Origin of the sequence: Anaerostipes sp. Marseille-Q3525 (assembly GCF_018223505.1) — a bacterium.
Lineage (GTDB): Bacteria > Bacillota > Clostridia > Lachnospirales > Lachnospiraceae > Anaerostipes > Anaerostipes amylophilus.
In genome coordinates, this window is sequence record NZ_JAGTTT010000005.1 from 62,938 (window position 1) to 87,073 (window position 24,136).

23 protein-coding genes are annotated in these 24,136 nt (G+C 35.3%); 1 reads left to right on the forward strand and 22 read right to left on the reverse strand.

The window, feature by feature from the left end:
* Positions 1 to 15: 15 nt before the first annotated feature.
* The 13 genes from KE503_RS04040 to KE503_RS04100 form a co-directional block, all read right to left on the reverse strand.
* A complete protein-coding gene (locus KE503_RS04040; protein ID WP_022374270.1) occupies positions 16 to 672 on the reverse strand; it encodes a ribonuclease HII in 657 nt (218 codons plus the stop codon).
* Positions 673 to 682: 10 nt separating this feature from the next.
* On the reverse strand, positions 683 to 1,204 hold the full coding sequence (gene lepB, locus KE503_RS04045; RefSeq protein WP_212384543.1) for a signal peptidase I: 522 nt from the start codon (positions 1,202 to 1,204) through the stop codon (positions 683 to 685).
* Positions 1,205 to 1,230: 26 nt separating this feature from the next.
* Positions 1,231 to 2,088, reverse strand: coding sequence for a ribosome biogenesis GTPase YlqF (ylqF, locus tag KE503_RS04050; RefSeq protein WP_022374268.1), 858 nt, complete (start codon positions 2,086 to 2,088; stop codon positions 1,231 to 1,233).
* A 24-nt stretch (positions 2,089 to 2,112) separates the two neighbouring features.
* Complete coding sequence (lepB, locus tag KE503_RS04055) at positions 2,113 to 2,658, reverse strand: signal peptidase I (RefSeq protein WP_212384544.1); 546 nt, start codon at positions 2,656 to 2,658, stop codon at positions 2,113 to 2,115.
* Positions 2,659 to 2,775: 117 nt separating this feature from the next.
* Positions 2,776 to 3,123, reverse strand: a complete 348-nt coding sequence (gene rplS, locus KE503_RS04060; RefSeq protein WP_009265055.1) for a 50S ribosomal protein L19 — start codon at positions 3,121 to 3,123, stop codon at positions 2,776 to 2,778.
* A 170-nt stretch (positions 3,124 to 3,293) separates the two neighbouring features.
* Positions 3,294 to 4,157: a Cof-type HAD-IIB family hydrolase gene (locus KE503_RS04065; protein ID WP_022374563.1), complete on the reverse strand. Its 864-nt coding sequence runs from the start codon at positions 4,155 to 4,157 to the stop codon at positions 3,294 to 3,296.
* A complete protein-coding gene (trmD, locus tag KE503_RS04070) occupies positions 4,120 to 4,839 on the reverse strand; it encodes a tRNA (guanosine(37)-N1)-methyltransferase TrmD (RefSeq protein ID WP_022374562.1) in 720 nt (239 codons plus the stop codon). Before trmD ends, KE503_RS04065 begins: the two co-directional genes overlap by 38 nt.
* A complete protein-coding gene (gene rimM / locus KE503_RS04075; protein WP_022374561.1) occupies positions 4,832 to 5,347 on the reverse strand; it encodes a ribosome maturation factor RimM in 516 nt (171 codons plus the stop codon). Before rimM ends, trmD begins: the two co-directional genes overlap by 8 nt.
* A gap of 574 nt (positions 5,348 to 5,921) precedes the next feature.
* A complete protein-coding gene (locus KE503_RS04080) occupies positions 5,922 to 7,373 on the reverse strand; it encodes an aminoacyl-histidine dipeptidase (protein ID WP_022375405.1) in 1,452 nt (483 codons plus the stop codon).
* 13 nt (positions 7,374 to 7,386) lie between these two features.
* A complete protein-coding gene (locus tag KE503_RS04085; RefSeq protein ID WP_022375406.1) occupies positions 7,387 to 7,731 on the reverse strand; it encodes a hypothetical protein in 345 nt (114 codons plus the stop codon).
* Between the two features lie 26 nt (positions 7,732 to 7,757).
* Positions 7,758 to 8,093, reverse strand: a complete 336-nt coding sequence (locus KE503_RS04090) for a PqqD family protein (protein WP_022375407.1) — start codon at positions 8,091 to 8,093, stop codon at positions 7,758 to 7,760.
* 80 nt (positions 8,094 to 8,173) lie between these two features.
* Positions 8,174 to 10,114 carry an OPT family oligopeptide transporter gene (locus KE503_RS04095; protein WP_212384545.1) on the reverse strand — a complete coding sequence of 647 codons (1,941 nt, stop codon included), beginning with the start codon at positions 10,112 to 10,114 and terminating at the stop codon, positions 8,174 to 8,176.
* A 279-nt stretch (positions 10,115 to 10,393) separates the two neighbouring features.
* Entirely contained in the window at positions 10,394 to 11,302 is a 909-nt protein-coding gene (locus KE503_RS04100; RefSeq protein ID WP_212384546.1) for a hypothetical protein, read from the reverse strand.
* A gap of 459 nt (positions 11,303 to 11,761) precedes the next feature.
* Between KE503_RS04100 and KE503_RS04105 the strand changes: the two genes are divergently transcribed.
* Entirely contained in the window at positions 11,762 to 12,778 is a 1,017-nt protein-coding gene (locus KE503_RS04105) for an MATE family efflux transporter (RefSeq protein WP_330621877.1), read from the forward strand.
* A 307-nt stretch (positions 12,779 to 13,085) separates the two neighbouring features.
* Here the strand turns inward: KE503_RS04105 and KE503_RS04110 are convergent, their stop codons facing one another.
* The 9 genes from KE503_RS04110 to KE503_RS04150 form a co-directional block, all read right to left on the reverse strand.
* Positions 13,086 to 14,960, reverse strand: a complete 1,875-nt coding sequence (locus KE503_RS04110) for a glycogen/starch synthase (RefSeq protein WP_022374515.1) — start codon at positions 14,958 to 14,960, stop codon at positions 13,086 to 13,088.
* Positions 14,961 to 15,160: 200 nt separating this feature from the next.
* A complete protein-coding gene (locus KE503_RS04115; RefSeq protein WP_212384547.1) occupies positions 15,161 to 15,361 on the reverse strand; it encodes a PF20097 family protein in 201 nt (66 codons plus the stop codon).
* A 118-nt stretch (positions 15,362 to 15,479) separates the two neighbouring features.
* Entirely contained in the window at positions 15,480 to 16,076 is a 597-nt protein-coding gene (locus tag KE503_RS04120; RefSeq protein WP_212384548.1) for a cytidylate kinase-like family protein, read from the reverse strand.
* Positions 16,077 to 16,092: 16 nt separating this feature from the next.
* Positions 16,093 to 17,463: an MATE family efflux transporter gene (locus tag KE503_RS04125; protein WP_212384549.1), complete on the reverse strand. Its 1,371-nt coding sequence runs from the start codon at positions 17,461 to 17,463 to the stop codon at positions 16,093 to 16,095.
* Between the two features lie 267 nt (positions 17,464 to 17,730).
* Positions 17,731 to 18,843, reverse strand: coding sequence for an ABC transporter ATP-binding protein (locus tag KE503_RS04130; protein WP_212384550.1), 1,113 nt, complete (start codon positions 18,841 to 18,843; stop codon positions 17,731 to 17,733).
* Between the two features lie 17 nt (positions 18,844 to 18,860).
* Positions 18,861 to 21,059, reverse strand: a complete 2,199-nt coding sequence (locus KE503_RS04135; RefSeq protein ID WP_212384551.1) for an alpha-galactosidase — start codon at positions 21,057 to 21,059, stop codon at positions 18,861 to 18,863.
* Positions 21,060 to 21,106: 47 nt separating this feature from the next.
* On the reverse strand, positions 21,107 to 21,973 hold the full coding sequence (locus tag KE503_RS04140; RefSeq protein WP_212384552.1) for a carbohydrate ABC transporter permease: 867 nt from the start codon (positions 21,971 to 21,973) through the stop codon (positions 21,107 to 21,109).
* Positions 21,973 to 22,842 (reverse strand): carbohydrate ABC transporter permease, encoded by an 870-nt coding sequence (locus tag KE503_RS04145; protein WP_009265071.1) that lies wholly within the window; start codon positions 22,840 to 22,842, stop codon positions 21,973 to 21,975. The genes KE503_RS04140 and KE503_RS04145 overlap by 1 nt, the downstream gene beginning before the upstream one ends.
* Positions 22,843 to 22,856: 14 nt before the next feature.
* Positions 22,857 to 24,119 carry an ABC transporter substrate-binding protein gene (locus KE503_RS04150; RefSeq protein ID WP_118738792.1) on the reverse strand — a complete coding sequence of 421 codons (1,263 nt, stop codon included), beginning with the start codon at positions 24,117 to 24,119 and terminating at the stop codon, positions 22,857 to 22,859.
* Positions 24,120 to 24,136: the final 17 nt, after the last annotated feature.

Below are 24,136 nucleotides of genomic sequence, written 5' to 3' on the forward strand. Positions count from 1 at the left end.
ATTATATAGTTCTTTTTATATGTATTTCTTTACAAATGTTCTTCTGTGAATATCGCAGATTCCCTGTTTTTTGATTCCTTCAATATGTGCTTTTGTTCCATATCCTTTATTCTTTGCAAAATCATATCCCGGATAGACTGCATCATATTCTTTCATCATTCGGTCTCTTGTAACTTTTGCAACAATACTTGCCGCTGCAATTGACGCACTTTTTGCATCACCTTTGATGATTGGTACCTGCTCGATGTCTACCTCTGGGATTGTAACTGCATCATTTAATAAAAGATCTGGTTTTACGGAAAGCTTTGAAATTGCCTGCTGCATTGCTTTATAAGTTGCCTGCAGGATATTGATCTCATCGATCACTTTCTCTGAAGACATTCCAATTCCGATTGCTACTGCTTTTTCATAAATCTCATCATATAAAAGTTCTCTTTTCTTCTCAGAAAGTTTCTTGGAATCATTCAGATATAAGATATCACAATCTTTTGGTAAAATCACTGCTGCTGCAACAACCGGACCTGCAAATGGTCCTCTTCCAACTTCATCAATTCCGCAGATGGACTGACGATCCGCATATTCTCTCTCGAAAGAAAACATTTTATACATTCTTTCTTTTTCAAGTCTTAACTTTTCTAATTTTCTGGCTTCTCGCTCTTCTTTCTTTGTCATAAAATCCTTCCTATGGGCGGATCACTCCTGCACTCTTCCAAGGATAGAATCTAAAGACGACCCTTCCTGTAATCTCTGCCCTCTTTACTGTACCAACCTCTTTGTATCTGCTGTCATTGCTGTTATCTCTGTTATCCCCTAGAACAAAATATTCATCTGATTTAAGATGCAGTTCTGACTTCAACTCACATGGATCCGTTGTATGATCCTTAGAATAATCTTTCACTTCTTTATTGTTCACATAAACTTTTCCTTTTGCGATCTTCACAGTTTCTCCTGGAAGTGCGATCACTCGTTTCACAAAAAACTGATCCCCGCCTTCTGGACCAGGAAATACGATAATTTCGTATCTTTTAGGATTACGAAAACGATATGTCAGCTTATCTAACAACACTTGATCTTGGTCATGCAGCTGCAGCTCCATTGAATGCCCGCTTACCTTTGTTCTCTCTCCCACATATGTGATCATCAAAAAAGCAAATGCGATTGTGATCAAAATAGTTGCCAGTAATCTTATTATACTTTTAAACATTGTTTTACCTGCCCCATAAGAGACTTTTATGCCTCTTTTATTTCCTCTGGAACTTCCAAAGAAATCTTTCCTAATTTCCCATTTCTGAATTCTTCTAGCAGAATCTTGGATGCTTTTTCGTAATCTAATTCATTTCCTTTCATCTTACAATTACGATTCATTGCAACCTGCTCTAAAATCTTCACTTTATCTTCGCTTTCATCTACCTGATAACGATCTGCTAAAATTCCTTTATAATGATTTTTCAGATATTCGATCAGTTCAATTGCCATTTCATCTTGATTTAAAATCTCATCTCTGATAGACCCGATCAATGCAAGACGTAATCCAACCTGCTGATCTTCAAATTTAGGCCACAAAATCCCTGGTGTGTCTAATAATTCAATATTTTTATTTAACTTGATCCATTGTTTTCCTTTTGTAACACCTGGTTTATTTCCTGTCTTTGTACAGGCTTTTCCAACCAGACTATTAATAAAGGTTGACTTCCCAACGTTTGGAATTCCTGCGATCATTGCTCTGATCGGACGATTTTTAATTCCTCGTTTTCTGTCTCTTTCTAATTTTTCTTTGCACGCATCCATGACGATCGCCTGTGTCCCTTTGACACCTTTTCCGGATCTTGCATTTGTCCTTGCTACATAAAATCCTTTTTCTTTAAAATATTCTTCCCATTGTGCAGTCACTCGTTCATCCGCCATATCTGTCTTATTTAATAAGATCAGTCTTGATTTATTCGCTGCTAACTGGTCAATATCAGGGTTCCTGCTGCTTAGTGGAATTCTTGCATCCACAAGCTCGATCATGATATCGATCAGTTTCATATTTTCCTGCATCATACGTTTTGCTTTGGTCATATGACCTGGGTACCACTGAAAATCCATTTTTCTATCTCCTTCCCTCTGTTATCACGGCCAGTATTTGATACCGACTTTTCCAACAATATTTGATCTTTTTATATTTCCAACACTTGCACTTCTGGAGTCCTCACTATTATTGTAGTTATCTCCTACGACAAAGTACTGTTCGCTCTTTAATGTAATTTCTTCTGATGCAAGTCCTGCAGATAAAATCTTTTGACTGGAATATGCTTTTGTTTTCTTTCCATTTACATAAATTCGTCCATTCTTGATCTGAACTTTTTCTCCAGGAAGTCCAACAACTCGTTTTACATAATAATTTCCATTCTTATCATCTGTCTTAAATACGATCACATCATATCTACTTGGTCCCTTGATCTGATAGATCAAACGATTTACCAGATGCTTTTCACCTTTTTTGATCGATGGTGACATTGAATCTCCCTGAATCGTAAAACTGAAACATACGAATCGCACGATCAAAAATGCAAGTAACACAACACCTACAAATTTAAGTGCATATTGAATAATAATTTCTCTTTGCTGACGTTGTTTCTTACGCATCTGATAGGTCATTGTATATCCTTTCCTCATAGAGAACTCCTTTCCTTATATAATTTCTCTGTGTGATATTATATAGCAAAATCCTATATAATAAAACAGGGATAAGCTTATACAGCCTATCCCTCTCTTTTGATAATCTCTGTCTGATTATACTCTTTCTTTTACTTTTGCTGCTTTACCAACACGATCACGTAAGTAGTATAATTTAGCACGTCTTACTTTACCACGTCTTACTACTTCAATCTTTTCGATGATTGGAGAATGTACTGGCCATGTTTTTTCAACACCAACACCACTTGCCTGTTTTCTTACAGTAAATGTTTCGCGTGCTCCACCATTCTGTCTTTTGATGACTGTTCCTTCGAAAACCTGGATTCTTTCACGGTTTCCTTCTTTTACTTTCGCGTGAACTCTTACAGTGTCTCCTGTTTTGAATTCAGCAACTTCTCTTAACTGTGCATCTTCGATGCTTTTAATAATATCCTGTGCGCTCATTGTTGTTCCTCCTTGAACGTTTTTAGATGTTCTTAATACCAAATGTAACAGAGGACCATCCATATTTATAACAACTTGAACATATTATCATATTTTTTTGTATGCTGCAAGCCTTTTTTTGTATTTTTTTCAATTCAGATATCTTTATATGCTTGCTCTATATATTAGTATTAAATTAATACAAATTTCTCCATCGCCTTGGCAACACCATTTTCCTCATTCGTTACCGTAATATAATCTGCAATCTCTTTTATTTCATCGATTCCATTTTCCATGGCTACGGAAAATCCTGAGCATTCTAATAATTCCCTGTCATTATCTGCATCTCCACAGCCCATGACCTCTTCCCTTTTAATTCCAAGACTCTTAGCCAAATGAAGAAGCCCATCTCCTTTATTACATCCTTTTTTGGAGATTTCAATGTTCTTTGGAAGAGAACTTGAATACTGGATATCATCAAATCTTTCTAATGCTTTCCAGACCTTTGCTCTTTCTTCCTTTGTACGAAATAATAAAGTTATTTTCTCTACTGTTTCCGTCTTGTCATGTTCTTTTAAAAAATCTTCCAGATCATTGATCAGTTTTCTTGAATTATGAATGATTGCTTTCGTATTAGAATCTAATTGATAATAATCAACATTTTCCATGTCTTTTCTCGCAGCATATGATTGTCCATTCATACTGTAACTTTGCATTACATCAAATTGTTTTAGAAAATCCATTAATTCCAAAATCCTTTTTTGCTCAAACTGATTTTTATAAAGAACTTTCTTTTCTTTTAAATCATAAATTGTCGCCCCATTACTGAAAATCCCATAACGGATTTCTTCCATATCTTTTAATTCTTGTGGAAGTGCATTGACCGCTCGTCCTGTTGCAGGTGCAAAAACAACACCTTGACTAACCGCACGTCGGATGACATTCTGTGTATATTGTGTGATCTTACGTTCTCTATTTAAAAGGGTTCCATCCATATCAACCGCAACAAGTCTGATCTTACTTGTTCCCATTGTTTTCTTCCATCTCCTTCTCATATGCCTCCCAAAGATCTGGTCTTCTCTCTTTGGTTCGTTTCACTGACTGTTCATGTCTCCATTTGCGGATATTCTCATGATGCCCTGAGAGAAGGACTTCTGGTACTTCTTTATCTAAGAATACAGGTGGTCTTGTGTACTGCGGATATTCAAGCAATCCATTTTCAAAGGATTCATCCCCTGCGGAATCATCATTATGTAAGACTCCTGGAACCAGTCTTGAAATCGAATCAATCATAACCATTGCTGGAAGTTCACCTCCAGTCAATACATAATCCCCAATAGATACATAATCTGTAACGATCTCTTCTAAAACTCTCTCATCGATTCCTTCATAATGTCCACATAAAAAGACCAATTCTTCTTCCTTTGCAAGTTCTTTTGCCATCTCCTGATGAAACGTTGTTCCCTGCGGAGTCAAATAAACGACTCTTGGCTTTTTCTTCATGTTTTTTGTAAGATCTTTATACGCACGATAAACCGGCTCCGGCTGCATCACAAGTCCAGCTCCACCTCCATATGGATAATCATCTACTTTCATATGCTTATTGGTAGAATAATCACGGATATTAACCGCATTGATCTCAAGAAGTCCTGCATCGATCGCTCTGCCGATAATACTTGTATTAAGCCCATCCATTACCATCTTTGGAAACAATGTTAATATATGAAATCTATTCATCTAATAATCCTTTCATCACATGAACTGTAATCTCGCCTTTTTGAAGATCTACTTTCTTGATACATTCTCTGATCGCCGGAAGCAAAATTTCTTTCCCATCTTCCATTTTCACTTCATAGACATCATTTGCACCCGTCTGTAAAACATCTGTTAATTTTCCAAGAACTTCTCCATTATCCTCTCTGATCACAGAAAGGCCGATCAGATCTGCAATAAAGTATTCATCTTTACCAAGAGGCACTGCCTGATCTCTTGTAACAAACAGTCCTTTTCTCTTATACATCTCTACTTCATTAATATTTGTAAATTCTTTAAATTTTAAAACTGGCTGATTCTTTACGAATTTACATGATACTACATGTAATAATTTTCTTTCTTTTCCTGTATCTAAATATACTTCTTTTAATTTCTTAAATCGTTTGATATCATCTGTCATCGGAAATACTTTGACTTCCCCTGCGATACCATGTGTGTTCGCGATTGCTCCTACTTGTAAGAATTCTTCCATAAGTTTAATTCCTTTCATTTATTTTCTTCTTATTTATTGTATAGAAAGGTTTGGGAAAACTCAACTAGTTTTTTTCATGACAGAAGATATGAAGTTTGAATGTATCTCAAACTTCTCATCAAATCAGTGTTCTTAAGTTCCTTTGATCTTCTGTTAACGAATACAAAAATTATCAGCCAATACCCTGTAACATACACACTGTATAGTGGTTTCGATAGCCTTCAGTTTTATCTTATTTCTGTCACATATGCAAAAGCCTACCGTCGCAAATTAGAATTCTTGTGAATTGTCCACACGATAGACTTCAGGTATATGATAAAAAATAAATAAACGATCGGAAGAGCAGCATTAGAATTTTGCCACGTTTTTTGCGGATTCGAAGCTGGCTTGGTGCGATGTTTGAGCCTCAAAGAATTCAAATTTGAATACCCTTGAAAGCGAGTTTCGCAAGGAAAGCCAGCGAATCAGCGATCTGCAAAAACGTGAGTAAAATTCTCTAGCTACTCTTCCGATCGTTTATTTATTTTTATCATATACTCGAAATCTACAGTTGGCCAATTACAAAATTTAAAATTTATTTCAATGCCGCCAATGTCTTAACAACCAGTTCCCATGTACGTTCCGTAGATGAAATACTCAATACTTCATTTGTCGTATGAATATGTTCCATCTGAGGACCAAAGGATACCGCATCAAGTCCTGGTAATTTTGAAGCAAAGATTCCACATTCCAGTCCTGCATGAATTCCTTCAACCACAGGTTCTTCTCCATTGTATAAATCTTTGTATGCCTCAACCATAACTTCACGTAGTCTGGAATCTGCTTTATACTCCCATCCTGGATATGGTCCTACGATTTCTATCTCTCCACCTAATGTTTCAGACAGAGATGTCAATTGAGCGATCAGATACTGTTTCTCTGTTTCACTGGAACTTCTAACTGCAAATGTCATCTGTACTTCAGAATCTTTCGTTGTTAAAATCCCCATATTTAGTGATGTCTGTACCAATCCTTCAATCTCTGGATTCATTCTCTGAACACCATTTGGCATATGAACCATTGCAGTCACTACTGCAAATGTTGTATCTTCTGTAAATGTCTCTACGTCAGCAGTTTCTTTTACATTTACTGTTAATCTTGCACCAGGATCTGTCACTTTATATTCTTCTTTGATCTGTGCAAATGTATTTTCAATGATCTGTTTTGCTTCTTCTACTTCTTCTGGAAGTACTGCAACAGATGCTTCGCTGAATTTCGCGATCGCATTGTCTTTTTCTCCACCATTTACTGAAACAAGCTGCATTTCAACCTCATTGAACAAACTTAACAACACTCTTGCCATTGCACAGTTTGCATTCATACGTCCTTTGATGATCTCAACTCCAGAATGTCCACCTGTAAATCCATCCATTTTAATCTCGATGACTGATGCATTGACTGTTTCTGTCTCATATGGAATCTTGCAGATCACAGATGCTCCACCTGCACAGCTGACTGTGAATACGCCCTCATCTTCAGAGTCCATATTCATAAATAAACGTCCTTTCAGATCAGAAACATCAATGGTTGCTGCTCCTAACATACCGATTTCTTCATTGACTGTGAAAATCGCTTCAATCGGTGGATGTGCCATTTCTTCATCATCTAATACGGCAAGTGTGTATGCAACGGCAATTCCATCATCTCCACCTAAGGAAGTTCCTTTGGCTAAAATATAATCTCCATCAATTTCTAAGTCTAATCCTTCTTTTTCCATATCTTTGTCGCAGTCTGATTCTTTCACTGCTACCATATCCATATGTCCCTGAAGGATGACTGGATCAGAATCTTCATACCCTTTTGATCCATCTTTCCAGATGATCACATTTAAATCTTCATCCTGTCTGTATTTTAATCCATGTGCTTTCGCAAAATCTACCAGATAATCACTGATCTGCTGTAAATTTCTTGACCCATGAGGGATTGCACAAATCTCCTCAAAATATTGAAATACTTTGTTTGGCTGTAATTCTCCTAATACTGACATCTCTATGTCCTCCTTATTTTTTATGCATTTTATAACGACTACCCTCTTTTTCAAGCTGGTTCGTCTTCAGCATATATTCTACAAGTTTTTTTGCATAGTCTCTCTTATCCTTTACAACCGCTCTATTTCTTGAAAATGGCTGTTTTGCTTCGAGACCTTCGCAAATTTGTTCCACTTGTGAAATTGTAATGTATTCATTTTGTTTTAAATACTTTTTTATTTTATCCTGTCCTTTGCTAAAAAGCAAATTCATCAGGTCATTTGTCTGATTCTTTTGTTTAACGATTCCCCATCCATATAGGATCATCGTCGCTATGGCAAATAAAACAATACCTATGATCGCTGTTGATAATTTCATTTTAAATTCCTTTTACCTAATAAGGTTTATTCTTCAAAAATAATGTATTTGTTTCTTTCTAAAATTGCAAAATATTGTGACAATCTCTCGTATAATTGTGTCGCTGCACCTTCATGAGCGCTTTCAAGTTCTTTCCCTATCTCGTAAATACTTTTCTTTCCATCGATCTTCTGCCACACAAAACTTCCATATTCATCTAATTTGATAAAACTATATCGTGGCCTTTTAAACAATTTCTGTGCGATTGTATTATAGAATCCCTTATTTTCTACAGTGATTTCTACAATTCCATCTTCTAATACTTCCCATTTCATATCATTGATCTTCGGGATATGATCAATATAATTCTTCTTATCTTTCATCAATTCACCTTTTTATTTAGAAAGCACTACTGCATGATCGCAGCAGTGCTTTCTTCTCACTGAAATACATATTTATTTTATTATTTTTCTGCATCTACTTCAATCGTCTTTTTATTTCTTGTGAAGTAGAATAGTGTAGCAAGTAATACTATAAACGCTACTAAACCAACCCAGTTGCCAGTCGTTTCAAAAGCTCCTCCATATACGGAAGAAAGATCGATCTTATCCGCAACATTAAATACTGCTAATACAGCAAGAAGGATACCAACGATACCTTCTCCTGCAATCATACCTGCCGCATAAAGGACACCTCTGTCTGATCCATCTTTTCTCGCTTTATCACTGTCGTATTTTTTCTTATTGTCAACAAACCAACGAATAACTCCACCAACCATGATTGGTGCACTTAAGTAAATTGGTAAATAAAGACCAATAGAGAATGCTAATACTGGAATTCCAAGGATCTCAACAACAATGGCGATAAATGCTCCCATGAAGATCAATACCCATGGTAATGTACCACCCATAACACCTTCAACAACCATCTTCATCAAAGTTGCCTGTGGTGCAGGAATCTGGTCAGAACCGAATCCCCATGCTGCATTCAGAAGATACATAACTCCTCCAATTGCAAATGCTGCCACAACAGCACCGATCAATTCACCGATCTGCTGTAATCTAGGTGTCGCACCTACGATATAACCTGTCTTTAAATCCTGTGAAGTATCACCAGCCATAGCTGCAATGATACAAATAACTGTACCAATGGAAATTGCTGATACCATACCTGTTGCTCCTGTATTACCAGTTGCTTTTAAGATAAATGTTGTTACGATCAGTGTTGCGATCGCCATACCTGATACTGGGTTATTGCTACTTCCTACAATACCAACCATTCTGGATGATACAGTTGCAAAGAAGAAACCAAAGACAACAATCATCAATGCTCCTAAGAGGCTTACTGGAATCTCTGGTAATAACCAGATTAAAGCTGCAATGATCAATACTCCTCCAAGAACAACTTTCATAGATAAATCCTGCTGCGTTCTTAGCTGACTATCACCTGTCTTACCAAATCCTTTCATGGCATGTCCAAATGTCTTAACCATAGTAGGAAATGTCTTGATCAAACTGATCAGTCCACCTGCTGCTACAGCACCTGCACCGATATATCTGACATAATTACTCCAGATCTGAGAAGCAGATAACTGATTAAAAGCTAGTGCCTTTCCTGCTTCATCAACAACCTTTGATACAGAATCTCCACCAAAATAAGCGATTGCAGGAATTAACACAAGATATGATAACACACCACCTGCGAAAATATAACTTGATACCTGTGCTCCACAGATATAACCTACACCTGCTAACGCTGGAAGGACATCCATACCAACAGAGGTTGTATAATTTCCCTGCATTGAGAATTGAACTTCACTAGGGAAAAGTTTTAAACCATCTGCAATAAATTTATAAACTGCTGCAATTCCAAGTCCTGCAAATACAACTTTTGATTTGCTTCCACCCTGTTCTCCGGCTAAAAGTACTTCTGCACAAGCTGTTCCTTCAGGATAAGGAAGTGTTCCATGTTCTTCTACGATCAGGGCTGTACGAAGAGGTACCATAAAAAGTACTCCTAAAATACCACCGCAAAGAGCGATCAATGCAATAGATACGAAAGATGGAGCACTCACTCCACTTCCTTTTTCTGATGCCCAGATAAAAATAGCAGGAATTGTAAAAATTGCTCCTGCCGCTAATGATTCACCTGCTGAACCAATTGTCTGTACCATGTTATTCTCAAGAATGGAATCTTTCTTTAAGATCATTCGGATCACACCCATAGAAATAACTGCCGCTGGAATAGAGGCTGATACAGTCATACCAACTCTTAATCCTAAATAAGCGTTGGCACCACCAAATATAACCGCTAGGATCATACCAAGAATTACTGATGTAACTGTAAATTCAGGTAACACTTTATCTGCGGGAATAAATGGCTTAAAGTCATTTTTCTTTTCCATTTTTCTCTCCTATTTTCAATATATATTTCACTGTATCTCTCTATTATACTAAATTGTTGAAGAAAATGGAACCCCTTATTTTTTAAGATTCTAACCCGTCATTCAACACATCTTACGTTTTTCCCTGATTTCATCCAATAAGTCACTTGCTCCACTTCCCAATAAAAACCACAATTCCATCAAACATTTCATATTATCTGTCTGAGAAAACCTTAATTCTTATCTGATACCATTCTCCATACACACCACATTAAATTGGCCAACTCCACAACTTAAAATTTAAAATAAATCCAGCATATTATCCAAATATACTTCTTCCCTCACATGAATCTGATATTCTGGCTTTACCATATAATAAAGCAGAAACTCCAATACTAAAGCACTTCCAAGGCTTCGTCCTTCTATTTTGAAATTAGAGAACCCCATTGGCAAGTAAGTATTTTTAATATCATCAACACTTATAAATCCTGGATTTTTCATTGCTTTTGAAAAACGGTATCCTTGATCAGCTTCTGGTGCTTGGCAGATATGTTCTGAAATATTTTCTCCTAAATTTTTCCTGCTGACTGTTTCGTAGCACTGCTTTCTTTCCTTACATCCATACCAACAGCATTCATTGCATAAGAATTCTACCTTATCTTTTTCCACGTTTGATAATTTTTTCAATTGATCAAATGCTTTATTCAAGCGAAAATCTGGTACAACGTATTTAAAATCTTCTTTCTTTACCTCATTTAAAAATTCTTCAAAGTTTGTTAAAACTTTTGTCGTTGAAGAAACAAAATATAAGCCTTTGTAATGTTTTTTTATATAGTCAAGTAATAAATCAGAATAGATGATCACACCATTTCTTTTTTGCCCTGTTTCTTCAAATAATTTACATAATTCATTACATTTCCTATCCGACAGATGTTCTTCTCTTAACAAACTATTGCTAAACGTTAGTCGTGCCGAGATTCCATATTCTTTCATTAATTCTAAAGCTTCTTCTGGATTACCCGAACCAAAGCCAGCACGACCTCCTCCCCAGATACAATCCGCCGGAGATCCATAGATAGAGCTGATTTCACACCATTCATAGAAATATTCTCTATGTTTTCTATATAATGGAAGAAATACGCAATACAGCTCATAAAATTCAAATAGTCCTGGCAGATGATAGTATGCTTTTTTATTTAACTTTTCCATATAGTGATACTCTCCAATTTCTTACTTATCTTTCTATTTATTAATATGCCAAAGATTATGAAACATCTCTAACTATACTGTTCTGGCCTTCTGGTTATGCATTGCCTGAACACGCATTTCCCATTCAAACGTCTCCATTGGTTCTGCTTTCGTATTCGCTGTTGGAACTATGACCAGATCCGCACCTTTGCTTTGTCACAGTATTGCAGACTTTTGTCAAGATTTTTTTGTATGTCTGTTTTCATGCTCATTTGTACTAGTGCAAGTTTCATTTTCCTCTCCTTCAAAATCTTTGTTGTTTCTCCTATTATATCAGTTCTTAATCAAATCTAACACTCTGATCTTTGAGATTATCATCAAAACATGATACAATAGCCTACAGTGTAAAATTTACATAAGAGCGGAGAATTATTACAATGGAAAAAGACCTTACTACTGGAAATATCACACCACATTTATATTGTTTTTTCTCTTGTATTGTCTATTCTTTGCATCTTATTTGCTCACCCAATCCTGACCTTAATGCAGGTGGATTTCGTGATCATTCCTATGACAAAACTTTATTTAAGGATTATTTTTTCTGGGCTTATCTTTACATTTATGTATAATTGCTTTGCAAGTACGCTTCGTGCTCTTGGAGACAGCAAGTCTCCTCTTTATTTTTTGATCATCAGTTCTGTTGTCAATGTATTTGGAGATCTTATTTTTGTGCTTATTTTTCATATGGGAAATGAGGGATGTGCGATTTCTACTGTATTAAGTGAAGCAATTTCCTGTATTCTTTGTATCATTTATATTCAAAAGGAAGTCCCAATCCTGCGACTTGGCAAGAAATGGCTCATCTTTGATCCATCTCTTTTAAAACAGACGATTGCTTACGGATGGGCTTCTGCGATGCAGCAAGCAACCGTACAGCTTGGTAAGTTGGGTGTGCAATCTATTGTAAACTCAATGGGTGTCTTTGTGTCCGCTGCCTTTGCAGCTGTAAACCGTATCGATGATTTTGCCTATATGCCACAGCAAAATATTGCTCATGCGATGACAACTTTGATGGCACAAAATAAAGGTGCAAAAAAGACCGATCGTATTAAGGCTGCTTTTCGTTGTGGAATGAAGATTGAACTTTTTTATGGAATTTTTATCTTTTTTGTATGCTTCTTTTTGGCTCACCCATTGATGCAACTTTTTTCAAATGATCCTGTCGTGTGCAAACATGGTGTGACTTATTTGAAACTAATCTCTTTGATGTATCTGTTCCCTGCAGTTACAAATGGAGTTCAGGGATATTTTCGCGGAATCGGAGATCTTAAGATTACTTTGATCAGTAGTTTTGTGAATATGTCGGTTCGTGTGATATTTGCGGCTGTTCTTGTGTTTCATTTTTCCTTGCAGATCGAAGCATTGCCATTTTCTTATCTTGCCGGGTGGATTGGAATGCTTTTAGCAGAGGTGCCGTTGCTTTTGAGGAAATTTTAATTTGCGTGATCGAAACCACTACCGAACACGTGTGGAGAATGTTATTGGCTATAAATTAGGAATTTCTCAGACAGAGGATTGAAGCTTTGAATGTATTTTAAACATCTCGTCAAATCGGTGTTCTTAAAGTCCTTTCATCTTCCGTCAACGAATACAAAACTTATCAGCCAACATCGTTTAACATACACACTGTGTAGTGATTTGAATAGCGTTCCATTGTATGAGTCAAAAAGAAGATAAGAAGAAATATTTATCTTCTTATCTTCTTTCTGACTCATATATGCAACACTACCTACAAATGAGAATTTTATCTTGGTGTCAGCTCCAAATACATATTCTTATACTGCCATGCACTCGTCTCCCAAGATACATCTTTATTCATATCACGAATGACCATATCATCCCAGTTTGCTCGATTTTCAAAGTAGCAGGTCTTTGCTCTGTTGATCGTATCATAGAGCAGACCGCCTTCATATCTATCAAATGTAAAGCCATTTCCCGTATTATCAAACATGTTATATGGCTGAACGGTATCTCTAAGTCCTCCTGTTTCTCTTACGATTGGAATCGCACCGTATCTCATAGCGATCAGCTGTGTCAGTCCGCATGGTTCGAATCTTGATGGAACTAAGAGGGCATCACATCCTGAGTAAACGTTGTGAGCTACATTCTCATTGTAGGCGATATAAGCACAGAAGCTTCCCTTGTATTGATTCTCATAAGAACGGAATGCATCTTCATACCAGGAATCACCTGTACCAAGGACAACGACCTGTGTATTTCCATCCATGACACCTGGAATTACATCATTTACAAGATCCAGTCCTTTCTGGTTTGTCAGACGAGAGATCAGTCCGATCACCATTTTATTTTCGTCTACTTCTAAACCTAAAGATTCCTGCAGTGCTTTCTTATTGATCTTTTTATTTTCGATTGCATTGCTTGCATCATAATTGGCTTTTAACAGTTTGTCTGTGGATGGATTCCAGATATTAACGTCAATACCATTTACAATTCCTCTGATCTTATTTTGATGATATCTTAGGTGCTCTGCAAGTCCTTCTCCGTATTCTTCTGTCTGAATCTCTCCTGCATATGTATTACTTACAGTTGTAAGTCTATTGCAGTATGTGATTCCTCCTTTTAACATATTCGCATCTAACCAGTTTTGAGTCAGGCAGTCTTTGTTAAATACATAGTCCGGAAGTCCTGACCAGTATTGGATCATCTTTCTATCATAAATACCTTGGAATTTGAGGTTATGTATCGTAAGTACTGCACTTGCACGTCCTACATTTGTATCGGCAAAACATGTTCTTAGATACAATGGCACCAAAGCTGCCTGCCAGTCATGGCAATGTACAACATCTGGAACCCAATCCAGATAATTAAGTGCCGCCAATGCTGCCTTGGAAAAATAACAAAACTTTGGAATATCATCGATCAGATTTGTATATGGATTACCCCAGGAGAAAAATTCATCATTGTCGATAAAATCATAAACAACGCCGTCTTCCTGATATTCCATAATACCAACATAGTATTGTTTTCCATCAGAGCAAAGGTTCATATAAAAAGAGCCTTTATACTCCATCTTTTCTTGATATTCCCAAGGAATACATTTGTATCTTGGAAGAATAACCTTCACATCAACATTTAATTTTGCAAGACTCTTTGGCAATGCAGACATGACATCTCCAAGTCCTCCTGTTTTTACAAATGGATAGCATTCTGAGCCAATGAAAACGACACTTCTTCTTGGTCCAAGATCTACATATTCCTTTGGTTGCTCCTGTTCCACAGGTGCTTCTTGTTTAGCAACTACTTCTTGCTCAACTGGAACAGTTTCTTTTTTAGTATCTTCTTTTTTTGCAGTGGAAACAGCTTTCTTTTTCTTAGCTGCCTTTTTTTCTGTTGAAGCAGCCGCTTTTTTCTCTTCCGTATCTTTTACTGTCGGAATATCTGCTTTTTTCTCTTCCGTCTTCTTAACTGTTGGAACTATCTGTTTTTCTTCCGTTTTCTTTACTGCTTTAACAGCTGTAGTTTTTTCATCCGTATTTTCTACTGTTGAAATAGTAGTCTTTTCTGTATCCGTATTTTTCGCTGTTGCTGTAACAGCTTTTTTCGTTCTAGTCTTTGCATTCGCTCTTGTCTTGCTTTTTGTTCTGCTTTTTCTGCTCATATTTGCCTCCAATCTGCAAAATAAGTCCTACACTTTGTAATAAATCTGATGATATTCTCATCTATATTTTTATTATATCACAAAAATAACGGCACTGTATATCACTTTAGTAATATACAATGCCTCATCATCACATTTCTATTATCTATGCAAATTCCCAATTTTGTGAAACTGCATCTGCAACCCTCTTGTAAAAAATTTTATTCTTCCTGCTGATTATAATCAATGATAATCTTCTTACAATTCCCACATCGATAAGCAACGCTTTCATATTCCAATGGTTGATCTGCAAACCATCCAGAGCTAACTGCTAATACTCTCTTTTTTCTATTCCATCCAAGACCATGCTTTGACTGAATATATCCTTTTTCCATTTCTTTGTTACAATATGGACACTTCATCCTCATCCCCTCCATTTCATTGTAACATATCAAAGTTTCTTTTAATCTTTCGATTAATTACTTATATTTTACCACAACTTTCTACCTGTCGCTATTTTTTCCATAAATAATTCCTTTTTCAAATGCAAATATCCACACAATCCATGATCATCTTCTTACACCTTGCATATCCCAACTGTGAACTGTTTAATGACAATGTATAATTCTTAGCCATTCCCCATTTTTGTTCCGTATAGAAATTATAATTTGTCCTTCGTCTTTTATCTGTATCCTTTATCAGTTTCACTGCCCCATCTTCCGTAACATCATATAACTTACAGATACGTTTGATCTTCTCTGGCATATCTCCATATATAAATACATTCAGCACATCTTCTCTATCTTTCAATATAAAATCTGCATTTCTTCCAATCAAAACACAAGGCTCTTTTTCTGCGATTTCCAGGATTACTTTTCTCTGTGCCTCATACAACATATCATCCACGGATTTTCCTGTAATATCACGACCTGAAAATGCATAGGCAAAAAATCCTCTTTTGGGTGATAATTCTGCATTTTCTTCGATATATTCTGGTGATAATCCAGATTGTTGTGCAATCTGATCTATGATATTTTCACTGTAATAAGCAATTCCAAGCTGTTTTGCCACTTCTTCTCCAATGAAACGGCCGCCACTTCCAAATTCTCTACTGATCGTAATGATTCTTTTTGCCATGATACTTTCCTCCTTCTTAATGTGTTAACCGATCCACTTTTGTTTTTCTTATCTTCTTTAAAAAGATAAATCCGATCAGACATGCTGCAAGTTCTGTAATTAGGAATGCCCACCAGATTAAAGATACTCCTGCCTGGTCATTTCTTACAAAGATTGAAAAGATTCCTGCCAGGGGTAATATGACCACAAGTTGCCTAAGCAGTGAAATAATTAATGATTCCATACCACCATCCAATGCTTGGTATATTCCCTGATATGCCACATTAATCCCAGCAAAAATAAAACTGATCGAGATAATTCTCATTGCACCAATAAAATATTCTCTGGAACTTCCCGCGTTAAATAACGTTGCAAAAAAGCCTGGAAAACCTTCTGTGATCAAAATTCCGAAGATCATTAATACAATTGTATACATCAAACCATATTTGATTCCATCTTTTATCCTCTTTTTACTTCCCATCCCATAAGCAAATGCTATGATTGGTGTAATCGCATCCCTTAGTCCAAATGCTAAGAATAAGACAAACTGCTGTACTTTATAGAACAATCCGTAGGCTGTCTGGGCAGAAGGACTGAATTTTAAAATAAGATTCATTACATATACCATAATTGACATCAATGCCTGTGCAATGATCGCTGGAAGTCCAATTGCATAGATTTCTTTTATGATCTTACCATCTGGTTTCATATATTTTGTTCCATGCTCAAATTCTTTGTTTAATTTTATATGAAAGATAAACAATAACACTGCGGATGCTACCTGTCCGATGACCGTTGCATAAGCTGCGCCTTGAACTCCCATTTCTGGAACTGGACCAATTCCATAAATCATGATCGGATCAAGAATGATATTTACTACTGCTCCCACAACCTGACCAATGGTTGAATAAAGAGAACGTCCCGTTGCCTGTAACAGCTTTTCAAACAGGGAAAAGAAAATGATTCCCATGGAAATGATACAGCATATTCTAAGATAACTTGTTCCCATAGAAATTACTTTCGGATCAACCGTCTGTGATGAAATATATACTTTGACTCCAAAAATTCCAAACAATAGACAGACCACATAAATGATTCCGCCTAAAAACAGACTATTTCCAGCAACCTTTGCTGCTTTTTTATGATTTCCCTGTCCAAGCGTCCTTGCAAGAAGTGCATTCGTTCCTACGCCCGTTCCGATTCCTACCGCAACCATCAGCATCTGAACTGGAAATACCAGTGTCAAGGCATTTAAAGCTGCCTCACTTCCCACTCTCATGTTGCCTACAAATGCACTGTCTACAATATTGTAGACTGCCTGCAATGCCATCGATAAGATCATAGGAATTCCCATCTGGATCATGAGCTTATTGACTGGCATGTCCTTCATCTTGTTACTTTCTGCCATTTTTATTTTTTCCTCCTTTTTTGCATAAAAAAAAGAATGCAGTTCATCAGAATAAGCTGGACTTACGCTGATTGGCTACACACTTTTTAATGACATTTTATAATTGTAAAAATAGAAAAACGAGCAGCAAAAACTGGATTTACGCTCGTTTGCTACTCGTTCGGTTTTTATTATATTTTGATTTTTTGAAAAAGTCAAATATAATTATTCAAAAAATGAGTTGTTTATATTTATTTAAAATTTTACTTTCAGATCATCTGATCCTACTTAATTAATGATCGTTTTTGATGTTTCTTTATCAAAAAGGTGTATTTTATGTATGTCTAATGCAATTTCTGCTGTATCACCTGTTTTAATTGTTGTTTTTGGATCAACTCGTGCTGTTATTGAACTTCCATTGATATCAAAATATAAGAATGTTTCTGCTCCAAGCATTTCCATGTCTAATACTTTCGCATGTAGCATTACCTTATCAACATTACTCTCTAAAGACTTTCTATCATAAATATCTTCAGGACGAATTCCCATGACAATCTTTTTATCAGCATAATTTTCTTTAATCAGCTTTTCTGATTTCTCTTTTGGAAGGTTGATCTTATTATTTCCAACTTCTAAATATGCCTCATCATCTTTCACTTTACATGTTGCATCTAATAAATTCATCTGTGGTGACCCAATAAATCCTGCAACAAACATGTTTTTAGGTTTATTATATAAATTGTATGGAGTATCAATTTGCTGTACGACTCCATCTTTCATAACTACGATTCTTGTTCCCAATGTCATAGCTTCTGTCTGATCATGAGTTACATAAATAATAGTAGTTCCCAGTTGTCTGTGAAGTTTTGAAATTTCTTGACGCATCTGTACTCGTAATTTTGCATCCAGATTTGACAATGGTTCATCCATTAAGAATACTTTTGGATTTCTTACAATAGCACGTCCCATTGCAACTCTCTGTCGCTGTCCACCTGATAATGCACTTGGTTTTCTATCCAGTAAATGTTCCAAATCTAAAATTTTTGCTGCATGAACAACCTTTTCTTTAATTTCTTCTTTCGGTAATTTTCTTAATTTTAGCCCAAAAGCCATATTATCAAATACAGTCATATGCGGATACAATGCATAATTCTGAAATACCATCGCAATGTCTCTGTCTTTTGGTTCAACATCATTCATTACTTTCCCATCAATTTTTAATTCTCCACTACTAATATCTTCTAATCCTGCTATCATACGTAGTGTCGTTGATTTTCCGCATCCAGATGGACCTACAAAAATAATAAATTCTTTATCTTCAATTTCTAAATTAAAATCTTTTACTGCTTCAAACCCATTGTCATATACTTTATTAACATGAGATAATGATAAATTTGCCATATAAATCTCCTTTCACTTTAAAGCAACGCTTCTTTTACATAAAATGTCATTGTTTCGTATTCTTTCACTCTCATCGGAACTGGTATTCCTGCATACATAAGAGTTTTTCCGTAATATTTTCTCGTATTTCCTTCTATCACATAGATTTTTTCTGGATCCAATCCTTTAAATTTTAATAAATGGACTCTTCCATTACTGTTACTATTTAATGCCGTATAAAACATCAAGGCTTGATCTTTTTCTTCTGATACAAATTCCCATGCAGCAAACTCTGTATTTTCCATCGGATTTGTAATCCTGTAATATTGTCCCTGACGAATTATATCAGCATATTTTTTATACTGTTCGATCTGTATCTTTACTGCTTCTTTGTCTTCATCATTCATCTGTGTTAAATCCAACTCATAACCAAAAGTACCTGCCATAGCTACAGCACCTCTTGTTTCAATCGGAACAGTCCTTCCGGTCTGTTCATTTGGACACACTGACACATGAGATCCAACTGAACTGATCGGATAGCCAAAGGAACTTCCATATTGAATTTTTATTCGATCAATAGCATCTGTATTATCACTACACCATGCCTGTGGAGCATAATACAGCATTCCGGCATCAAATCTTCCTCCACCTCCAGAACAAGACTCGATCAAAAGATCTGGATATCGTTCTACGATAGCATTTAACACATTATACAAACCTAGTACATATCGATGAAGTACTTCCCCTTGACGTTGTGCTGGAAGATCATTTGCATATACATTTCCAATGCTTCGATTCATATCTAACTTAACATATTCAATATTGGCTTGATCCATTATATCAAAAAAGCATTTTTTAATGTATTCTTGCACATCCTTTCTTCCCATATCAAGTACCAACTGATTTCTTCCTCTAAATGGTTTTCGCCCTGGAACTGTAAGACACCACTCTGGATGTTCTCGATACAGACAACTGTCTTCACTTACCATCTCTAGTTCAAACCACAATCCAAATTTCAAACCGATCTTATTAATCTGATTTACAAACTCTGATAAACTGCATCCTAATTTTTCTTCATTTACAAACCAATCACCAAGTCCACTGTTATCATCATCACGCTTTCCAAACCAGCCATCATCCATAACAAGCATTTCGATTCCAAGCTCTTTTGCCTGCTTTGCAATTTCTATCAATTTTTCCCCTGTAAAATCAAAATAGGTAGCCTCCCAATTATTCACAAGAATCGGTGGTCTTTTGTTAATATAATTACTCCTGCAAAGATTCTCTCTAAAAATTTTATGATAATTATGTGATAATTTTTCAAAACCGCAACTACTATAGCTCATAACTACTTCTGGTGCAATAAATTCTTGTTCTGATTCTAAGATAAAACTAAAATCATGCGGATGAATTCCCATTGTCATTCTTGTTTGAAAAAATTGATCTTGTTCAACTTCCATTATAAAGTTTCCACTATATAAAAATGAGAGTCCATAACAATCTCCATATGTTTCTGAGGCATTTCTCTCGCAAAGAATTCCAAACGGATTCTGCTGATGACTAGAAGTTCCTCGAATACTTCCTATTTGGTAAATTCCCTGCCTTACTTGTGATCTTTGCATCTGTCGTTCCATGGTATGTCGTCCTGTAAAATTGATAATATCAAAATCTCCATATGAAAAATCAAGATTAGCAGAAAGAATTTTGTCAATTTGCACATTTTCCTTACTATGGTTTTTTATGATCACAGACCTTGTTATAACATCTTCTTTTTCAAATACTCCGTATAATAATCTTACTTCAAGTCCTATGACATCATCCTGCATTAAAATTTCTAATGTCTGTGTATTTCCTTTATGATCAAATAATGCCGGCAATCCATTTAATGAATATTTTCCATTGTATATCTTGTGAGATTTGTATTTCAGATCAACTTGTCTGTTCCCATTTTGATTGCAAACTTCCAAGCAGCAAATTCTATAGTCCCCGTTATCTGCACCTGTATATTCTTGCGGAAGTACATCAAGTGAATATGTTCTATCGTTTCCAGCCTCGTTAGGATTTGGAGAAAATCCTCTATCATATTTTTGAATCAGATAGTCTAGATCATCATCTCCTGTAATTTTTCCATAATACAGATGAATCAATCTATCATATTTATCAATCTGCATTTGATACATTGAATTTTCTGTATTTATCTGTATGATCTTATTATCTTTTTTAAAATGAATACTCATCCTTCTTCCTTTCTATGATGTCAATTCTAAAACCCTTCTTTTTAAATTTATTTTACTGAACCATTTACTACACCATTAATAATTTGTTTCTGTGCAAATAAATATAAAATTAAAATAGGTACTAATGCCAATAAATAAGATGCAAAAGCTAAGTTATAATTAGTTCCAAACTGTGTCTGGAATAAAAGCTGCGCTAAAGGTAGTGTTGTGTCCTTACCACTTCCACCACTTAAAATAACCAATGGGGTCATAACATCATTCCAAACACTCAATGCTGTTAAAACGATCACTGTCGCATGCATCGGTTTTAATAATGGAAAGATTACTTTCCAAAATGTTGTCCAAGTCGTTGCCCCATCTACATAAGCCGCTTCTTCCAACGCTAATGGTATATTCTTTAAATACCCTGTATATAACAATAAATTCATCGGGAAGAAAAATACCGTATACAGTATGATCAATCCAAGTTTATTATCAATTCCAATAATACTTGTCTCTTTTACAAGTGGAAGCATCAACATTGAAAATGGAACAAACATTCCACTGATAAAGTATAAGTAAAGGAAATTAAAACTTTTATGTTTATTCATTTTTCGACCAATCGCATATGCTGCCATGGAATGAAATATAACAACAACGATCAAAGTCACAATTGTGATAAACAAAGAATTACCTATTGTATGAAAAAAATCTGTTGTTTGAATCGCTTGAATAAAATTTTGAAAACTGAAATGTTTTGGAAGCGCCAATGCTCCAGAAACATCATTTGTCATCTCTGTAGGTTGTTTAAATGCAATTATCACTGTCATATATAAAGGAAAAATAATTGTCAATACTAACAGAATCAGCAATAAGGTTCTCCCCCAAACTGCCATATTTCCTTTATTCTTTATTCTTTTCTTAATTGCTGCCATTATAACTGTACCTCCCTCTTATTTAAAAACTTCATCTGAAATACAGAAATTAATACAATTACTATAAAATAGATGACTGAGTTTGCACACTGATATCCAAACTGACTTCCACTAAGTCCTGTCTTATAAATAAGATATGATATAGATTCTGTAGAACTATTTGGCCCTCCTCCAGTCATTGCTACAATCTGATCAAAAGCCATTAAAAAGTTCTTCATACATAATACCATATTAATCGTAAAAAATGGTGCTATCAAAGGGAATGAAATATGCCAGAATTTTTGCCATGGACCAGCTCCATCAATGGCTGCTGCTTCATATACATCCTCAGGAATTGTCTGTAAACCAGAAATGTAAATGATCGTATTGAATGCAATTGCCTGCCATGCTGTACATATAATGATTGCAACCCACGCAGTACTTTCATTACTTAAAAGACTGGTACTTAAAAATTCATTTCCAATCAATTTACCAAAGCTTGGAAGAATAAATGTAAAAAAGAAATTAAATACATAACCTACAACTAATCCTCCAAGAATATTTGGCAAAAAATATAAACCTCTAAAAAAACTTTTTCCTTTAATTTTTGAATTTAACAAAACCGCAAGGCAGATACTGATCACATTTACTACGATTGTTGCTGTTATTGCAAACTTAAATGTAAATAAATATGAATTCAAAATTCTGCTATCCTTAAACATATCGAAATAATTCTGAAACCCTACCCAGTTGAAATCTCCAAAGCCTCTGGAATCTGTCAAACTATACACAACTGCATTTATTAATGGGAATGTATTAAATGCAAAGAAACAGATTAATATGGGAAGTACAAATAATTTATAGGTTTTTCCAAGTTTAACTTTCTTCATAACATCCTCCTTTTTTATTTCTGAAGTTTTCGAATTAAATTTCGATTACTCTTCTTCCATTCTGTATCAAACTTATTTAAAAATGTTTTCATATCATTGTTCATTAAGTATCCTTGGATCATATCACCTGCTGGAAGATCTGCTGGATAATGATGATCTGGAAAGTCAACAACCCTATTATTATTAAAATATTTTTCCATCTCTTTTAAGTCATCTGGAATAGGGAATTTTCCTTCGATGCAGGAAACCGAACTAGATTGTTTCATATAGGTTACAACATTTTCATCTTGTAACATAAAATCAATGAATTTTAAACATTCTTTTTTATGATCTGCCTTCATAACGCTAAACATGACGTCAATTCCTGATACCAATTTTGTTTTTGATGCATCATTTAGTACAGGTAATGTAAACGCACCAAGATTCATATCTGGGTTTGTACTTCGAATCTGAGGAATTGCAAAGTTTCCAGTAAGGAGCATTGCAGAATCACCTTTACTAAAAGCATTTGTTCCATCATTATAAGAATATGCAAATGGATCCTTTTGCCCATAATTTAAAAGTTCTTTCAATTTTTTAGCCGGTTCTCCATAATGATTTGAGAAAGAATCTTTTCCCTGATTAACGTTATCATAAATTGTTGTTGAAGTAAGGTTTGCTGCCAATGCATTCCATGGAGTAATTCCTGTCCAAGAGTCTTTTAGCATAAAATAAAAAGGTGTCTCTCCATCTGATTTAATCTGTTTACAAAGGGAGATAAATTCATCCCATGTTTCAGGAATCTTCCATCCATATTTTTTAAACATATCTCTATTATAAAGAACGCCAGCGGCATTTGCTGCATATGGTACACAATATGTTCCTTTTTTCTTACTCAGTTCCAATTGCTTTGCCATATCTTTATAGACGTCTTTTACTTTATCAAGTCCTTTATAATCGCTTATATCTACTATCGTATCTGCATCCACAAAATCAGCATAAGAACGTTCACCTCCTAAAATCGCTATATCTGGTGGATTTTCTTTTACCAAACGAGTTTTCAAAATTGTCATTGCATCACTTGGCGAATCCATCTGAATGTGAATATTAGGATTTTCTTTTTCAAATTTATCAATCATCTTTTGCAAGATGTCTACGGTTTCCCTTTTATAATTTAATATATTAATAGTTACCTTTTTGCCTGAATCTTGATTCGAACGACCACATCCTATCGATACCATACTAATCATGCATATCATCATAATAAATGAGATAATTCTTATCCATTGTTTTTTCAAATGTTTATCCTCCTTTT